Here is a 6091-nt window from a genome sequence, read left to right as displayed (position 1 = left end):
GGAAGCTGATCTTTTTTGTCCGAACAGCGTTCGGATTAATTTTACAATCTACCAAATACGCAAAAGAAGCTCCTCAATATGACGGCTAATTTTGCTTATAGTCCAAACTTTACGGGTTCGGGTAGAGACAGCCATCCATATTATGGCCCTATATAAGCTTTTCAACTTTTATTAACTTGTGTTTCAAAGATTACCACAGGCAAGAATAACCTGCAACTAATTTGAGCAAGTAGCCACGGTTTGAATGCAATGCTATTTCACTCGCTAACTATTTCCCAGGAAATACGCTTACTGTAATTCTTTTACTGATTGTAACCCGTATTTCAGCAATGACTCTGCGTAATCATGATTATCTTTTTGCTGTTTAATTTGCCCGTTCAACGTTGTTAATTGATCGGTAATAATGCCATCAACATCAAGGTTCATCATTTGATCCATATTTTCTGAATCATTGACCGTCCATGCAAACACTTGCTTTCGTGCACGATGCGCTTCGTTGACAAAGCGCTCATTCAACGTCGAATATTCCATCGTGTAGAAGTTTGCCTTTGTTTGTGGCAAGCCGACAAAGTTATATGGCAAAATGTAGCCAACCTTTAGCGCCGGTCGTTGTGTCTTCAACTGTTCAACCACCCCATAATCCAAAGAATGAATGATGTCATGATGTGTTAATAGCGTATCTGCATAGCGATTAATAAAGCGATTCACCAACGCACGCCGGTCTTGACCAGGGTTATATTTAATCTCTACTAGTAAATGTTGATTCATCTTTTGTGCTGCAGCTAGATAAGCGTCAAAAGAATCAATTTTTGTTTGATGTCCATTTTCATGGATCGTCGTATTGGTCATACTAGCTAATGTTTGCTTATCAACCACACGGTCCTGTCCGGCAAGCGTCTCTAAATTAGGATCATGCATCACCACAAATTTATGATCACGGGTCTCCTGAATATCCATTTCTACATAATTCGGTCGCTGCTGATGCGTTCGTGACAAAGCTTGAATTGTATTTTGGACCCCGTTACCATTGTCTACCCCTCTGTGAGACAGTGTCTTAGGGTTAACCACCAAGAGACCGGAGAAGTACGTATACCCGTACCCTGCAAAAACGAGTCCGACAACTACGACTGCAACGGGTACGCTAATTTTCCACCACCGTGCGGCCTTTTGTTGCGGCTGAACAGGTAAATCTTCCAGTGCATGCTGATCATAAGATTGCATAACTTGAATACTGAGATCTAATATCCAAACCGTCGCAAGAATCTGAATCGTGTAATTCACTAATGTTAATAAATTAAAGTTAACGATAGCAGCCGTCAGTGACCAATTATGCGCATATTCGTCAAATAAATATTGACCAATATAAAATCCCATCAACATGACACCATACAGCAGTGCAACACTGATGATAATCCGAACAATACGTAGGCTAATCCACCAAAAACGCCCCCATGTACGTCGCCACGACTCTGCTACCGCCTCACGTACATTCTTTCTTTCAAATAAAATGATGGGGATCACCAACAGCAACCGTAAACCAAAGTAAAAGGCGACCACATAAACCAATGCAAGTAACCCAAGTAGTAAGGGCTTAGTGGTGATGAATTCGATAATGAATTCAGGAATCTGTACTTTAGCGAGCAACGGCGTACTGATAAAACTACCGCCAAAAGGCACGATGAGAATGAAATACAGTAAGTAAAAACCAAACGCACCAATCGATAAACGTGGTAACCGCTGCGCTAGCTCTTGGAGTAATTGTCGAATGGTAGGACGTTGGTTGGCCCGACGATAGGCTACCATCAAAAATAGATAGGCAAACTGCAGATAAATCGCAATCAGCATCACAACCAATAGTCCAACAAGACCGAGCATCGCCCACGGGTGTGTTTTCGCAACGCTCACAAAGTTCGTGTAAGACAGATACGGAATATTTCCCCACCGTAAAATTGCGGCCCCTAACCAGGAAAAAATTGGGATCAAAAAAGCATAGACAATAATTGCCGTAAATGAATAATGTTTAAAAAAATACCAGAATGCCCGTAAAAAGCGCCACAGACTTGTTCGTTTCGTTCCTACCATACCGATTCCCCCACCATTGATAAGTTAGCTTTATAATAACGTTTTTAATCGTATACTCATAACTAAATTGTTTGAAAAATAGAAATGAACCTGCAAACATCATTACTGACGTCACAGGTTCACGTGATTAACTACTTTTTAAAAAGTTCCAGAAATAACTGTTCAGAAAATGGTTTGAAACTATATTGGCTTCGATAACTGTTACTCAACATAATGACGGCATTTTGACCATCGTTAGAAACACATGACATTCCTTGATACCCATAACCCAATCCATGGTTAACGGCGGCATCATAAAGGTTATACGTTCCGCCACCATACGTACTTCGACTGCCAGCTTGATATAGTTGTTTAACCGATTCAGGCGAGATTAATTTCCCTTTCATGATGTCACTAATCATCACGTATAAATCACGAGCTGAAGCCGCAATTCGACCTGTGCCGACCTCATCATGCCATAAGGCATCAGGGGTGACGATTGCCTTTGTATAATCTACTTCATTATTGGCATCAGCGCCGTAAGCCACGGCGACATGTGCATCATTAGACGGCATGAATACTGTTTGCTGAAGATTGAAACGCCGAATAATCTGCTGATTAAATAATTGTTCGTATGTTTTACCACTCAACTTCTTTAAGACACCCGTTAAAATATTGTAATTGACCTGCGCGTACTGCCAGTTATTGTATAAAGCCTGGTCAAACTGAACATGATGTAAATCATAATCAACGATTTGATCATCCGTCTGTGGGGTGGTTGGACCCACTGGGCCGTCCATCTTCAGCCCGGAGGTCATATCTAACATCTGCCGAATGGTAATGTCATTGGCATGTGGCAATTCGGGATAAAATTTACTGATATGGTCAGAGAGTGAAAGTTTATGTTGTTCGACTTGTTGCATAACCAATGCACCAGTCGCAATCTTTTGAATTGAACAAATTGCATAAGCACTGGCCGAGGCATTATTCTGATGCAAAGCTGCATTTTCTTGCCCATATTGTCGTTCAAACACAACTTTTCCTTGTCGCACAACTAACATTGAACCAACGAAATGCATATCTTTAACACGTCGATCTAAATTATCACCCAGCGCATTATCTGTGGCGACTGGCAGCTTTGCAGCACGCCACTGCTTTGGCTTATTCTGATTATTATGTTTTGCCGGCACACGAACCGATCGTGTTGTTCGCCGCACCTCATGATACAAAGTGCCCCACGCGATAACGCTCCCTAACAAGATTAAAATCGTAACGATGATTAACCGAACTTTTCTAGACATTAGCTTCCCCAATAACGGTAATTTTTAAACTCAATGTCGCTATTATAGCAATAATCGCATCTTCTTCACACCAAGCATCCCTAGCTAACTTGCTTAACAAAAGTTTATGCTTTCGATACTTCCATTCCTTTGCCAAGGTGCTAGAATATGGTCACGGTTTACGTATTACAACCGCAACATTTAACAAGGAGGTTCCATACAATGGGACTATTAATTGGACTCGCCTTACTTCTAATTTTTGGGCGGTTCATCGGTAAAGCAGTATTCTGGATTCTTGGGGCGATTGTCGTCATCACTGCCTTCACCTTCTTTATCCATATCGCATTTTGGCTAGTACTGCTCTTTCTAGTCATCGGTGGCTTTACCTTTTTTGGTCGCGCTTAACGGCCTTTAACAATATCTATAAATTTTCAAAAAATAGTACGTGGGGCAAAAGTCGTGGTCTTGGACAACGACTTTTACCCCACTTTTTTTTAATTTAGAGTCGGTTGTAGACCAAACAGTCTGTACACGTAATTTGCTTTTTACCCCGAAAGTTATGCCAACTCTCAAGTGAACGATTATTACTTAATGTTTCAAACTATTTTTAAATCCACAGTAGTTTCACGTGAAACATCCCGTGGTATATTGAAGTTAAACAGGAGGGTCGTCTATGTGTACAGCCGTAACTTTTAAATCAGCTAATCAACATGTCTATTTTGCCCGCACTATGGACTTACCAACTACAACGGCCTGGCGCCCCGTGTACTTTCCCGCAGGTTTTATGTGGCAACCTTCCACAACAGCAGTCGGTCAAAAATTACCATTCTCAATCATTGGCGGTGGCCGGTGGACACCCGGGAACCACTATCTTCTAGGCGACGGTATGAATACCGCGGGTCTAAGTTGTGCTGAACTCTACTTTCCCATTGAAGCTCACTACGCGGCAGAAGAACTTGTTGATAAAACTAACCTAACACCTCAAGACTTCATTTACTGGGCATTACAGTTTCAAACAGTGGCCGAAGTCGCCAACGCGCTACCGACGATTAATATCGTTGCGAAACGGTGGTACAGTGAGTCAAACTGGCGTCCATTTCACTGGATACTGGCAGACAAGACCGGTATAACAGCAATTTTAGAACCACAAAACGAAACATTAACCTTGCAACCAATATCCATTCCCGTGTTAACCAACACGCCTAACTATCTAGCCCACTTGAAGCGTCTGGCTGACTTAGTAAAGGCGACGCAGCTGAACACTGCTACTTTAGCCAGTTACACAGGTGCCTTGCCCAGTGGAAACTTGCCCACTAGTCGGTTTCAACGTGCTGCTGTTCATTTAGCACAGTTATCGACAAGCGCATCACCAAAAGATCAATTACTCGCGCTATTGGACGATGTTGCCATTCCTAGAACTGCGCAGCGGTTACAGCGGCACAATCTGGATTACACCCATTATGAAATCGTCATGGACCTCACAACACAGACGCTTACTTTTAAATCCATGCGCACATTAGAACAGCATCAACTAAAATTATCAGATCTAGTTAAAAATAATTCTGCACACGTTGTTGCCTATCCATTTACATGACGTATCACAAATCTCAGCATAAAAAAAATAACGTGTTCGGGACATAAATCATCTTGTTCCAAACACGTTTTTTGATTTACGAGCTTAAATAGTGGAAACATGGGTTAGACCATTTACATTCCCCAGCAGCAACAAGGTCTCCATTCTCGCCATCTGCAATCAATTCACAGGGCACAATGTACATTATAAACAACACTAGGAACACCGTAAGCCAAAGCCTCTGTCGACGCTAACGGATCTCTGTCACTTTCAAAAGATTCACCATATCACTGTCTGCTAGACCCCCATGTGCCATCGTCTAATCTACGAATTCGCTATCCAAATTAACGCACAAAAAAAGCCGCGGTCACCCGCGACTTTTATTAACGATTTAATTAATCTTCGCTACCCATCCAACGACCAACAAAAGCGGCCACAGCAGCACCAACAACAGGTGCTAACAGGTAAACCCAGTAATGGGCAAGTGCTGAACCGCCAGCAAAGATGGCTGGTCCAAAACTACGTGCAGGGTTCAATGAACCACCAGTTAAGTTTAGCGCAATAATGATTAAGAAACCAAGTGCCAAACCAATTGCAACAGGTGCCATCGTTGCGTTACCGAACTTGTCGCTTGTAACCATCAAGATTACAAAGACAAACAAGAACGTAATCAATGCTTCAAACGTAAAGGCTGCACCAGCAGAAATCTTAGGGAAGTCAGTTTGACCAAACCCAACACTCTTTGGTAAGTCTAATGCGTTCTTGAAGAAGCCAAGGACAGCAGATGCAGCAGTTGCACCTAAGAACTGTGAAACAATGTAAAAGAGTCCATCTTTCACAGATAGCCGCCGGTTGATCATCATTGCAACTGAAACAGCTGAGTTAAAGTTACCACCAGATACACCGCCAACAGCGTAAGCCATCAATGTAACAGCCAAGCCAAAGGCTAAGCCGATTGCTAATGTACCACCCTTAGCAATCGTAACGGTACCAGTACCGATGAAAACAAGTACGAAAGTACCGATAAATTCAGCAAAATACTTTCTCATGTTAATTTCCTCCAGGAAAAATAATTGATATACCTTTAGTACAATTAAATATCATACTATATTTAATTACCTGGTAGATTGTAAAATTAATCCGAACGCTGTTCGGACAAAAAAGATCAGCTTCCTTT

General features: G+C 41.9%; 5 protein-coding genes and 1 riboswitch. Of the genes, 2 read left to right on the top strand and 3 right to left on the bottom strand.

Annotated features, from left to right (window positions below):
* Positions 1-78 precede the first annotated feature (78 nt).
* Positions 79-176: riboswitch (purine riboswitch) on the bottom strand.
* A 112-nt stretch (positions 177-288) separates the two neighbouring features.
* On the bottom strand, positions 289-2082 hold the full coding sequence (locus IV55_RS09960) for a glycerophosphoryl diester phosphodiesterase membrane domain-containing protein (RefSeq protein WP_057811757.1): 1794 nt from the start codon (positions 2080-2082) through the stop codon (positions 289-291).
* A gap of 131 nt (positions 2083-2213) precedes the next feature.
* Positions 2214-3362 carry a serine hydrolase domain-containing protein gene (locus IV55_RS09955; protein ID WP_057811756.1) on the bottom strand — a complete coding sequence of 383 codons (1149 nt, stop codon included), beginning with the start codon at positions 3360-3362 and terminating at the stop codon, positions 2214-2216.
* A gap of 201 nt (positions 3363-3563) precedes the next feature.
* Between IV55_RS09955 and IV55_RS09950 the strand changes: the two genes are divergently transcribed.
* The gene (locus tag IV55_RS09950; RefSeq protein WP_057811755.1) at positions 3564-3746 is read left to right on the top strand and encodes a hypothetical protein; all 183 of its coding nucleotides are present in this window, start codon (positions 3564-3566) and stop codon (positions 3744-3746) included.
* A 268-nt stretch (positions 3747-4014) separates the two neighbouring features.
* A complete protein-coding gene (locus IV55_RS09945) occupies positions 4015-4935 on the top strand; it encodes a linear amide C-N hydrolase (RefSeq protein ID WP_057811754.1) in 921 nt (306 codons plus the stop codon).
* A 374-nt stretch (positions 4936-5309) separates the two neighbouring features.
* Here IV55_RS09945 and IV55_RS09940 read toward each other — a convergent pair whose 3' ends face one another.
* Complete coding sequence (locus IV55_RS09940) at positions 5310-5963, bottom strand: MIP/aquaporin family protein (protein ID WP_057811753.1); 654 nt, start codon at positions 5961-5963, stop codon at positions 5310-5312.
* Positions 5964-6091: the final 128 nt, after the last annotated feature.

The organism is Furfurilactobacillus siliginis (assembly GCF_001437435.1).
In the GTDB taxonomy this organism is placed as follows: Bacteria; Bacillota; Bacilli; order Lactobacillales; family Lactobacillaceae; genus Furfurilactobacillus; species Furfurilactobacillus siliginis.
Note: the sequence above shows the minus strand (reverse complement) of the source record. Positions and strands in the feature narration are given on the sequence as shown.

Bases quoted from the DNA above. Each gene is read 5' to 3' on its own strand.
- IV55_RS09950 (WP_057811755.1), top strand. From the start codon at position 3,564: ATGGGACTATTAATTGGACTCGCCTTACTTCTAATTTTTGGGCGGTTC.
- IV55_RS09960 (WP_057811757.1), bottom strand. From the start codon at position 2,082: ATGGTAGGAACGAAACGAACAAGTCTGTGGCGCTTTTTACGGGCATTC.
- IV55_RS09945 (WP_057811754.1), top strand. From the start codon at position 4,015: ATGTGTACAGCCGTAACTTTTAAATCAGCTAATCAACATGTCTATTTT.
- IV55_RS09955 (WP_057811756.1), bottom strand. From the start codon at position 3,362: ATGTCTAGAAAAGTTCGGTTAATCATCGTTACGATTTTAATCTTGTTA.
- IV55_RS09940 (WP_057811753.1), bottom strand. From the start codon at position 5,963: ATGAGAAAGTATTTTGCTGAATTTATCGGTACTTTCGTACTTGTTTTC.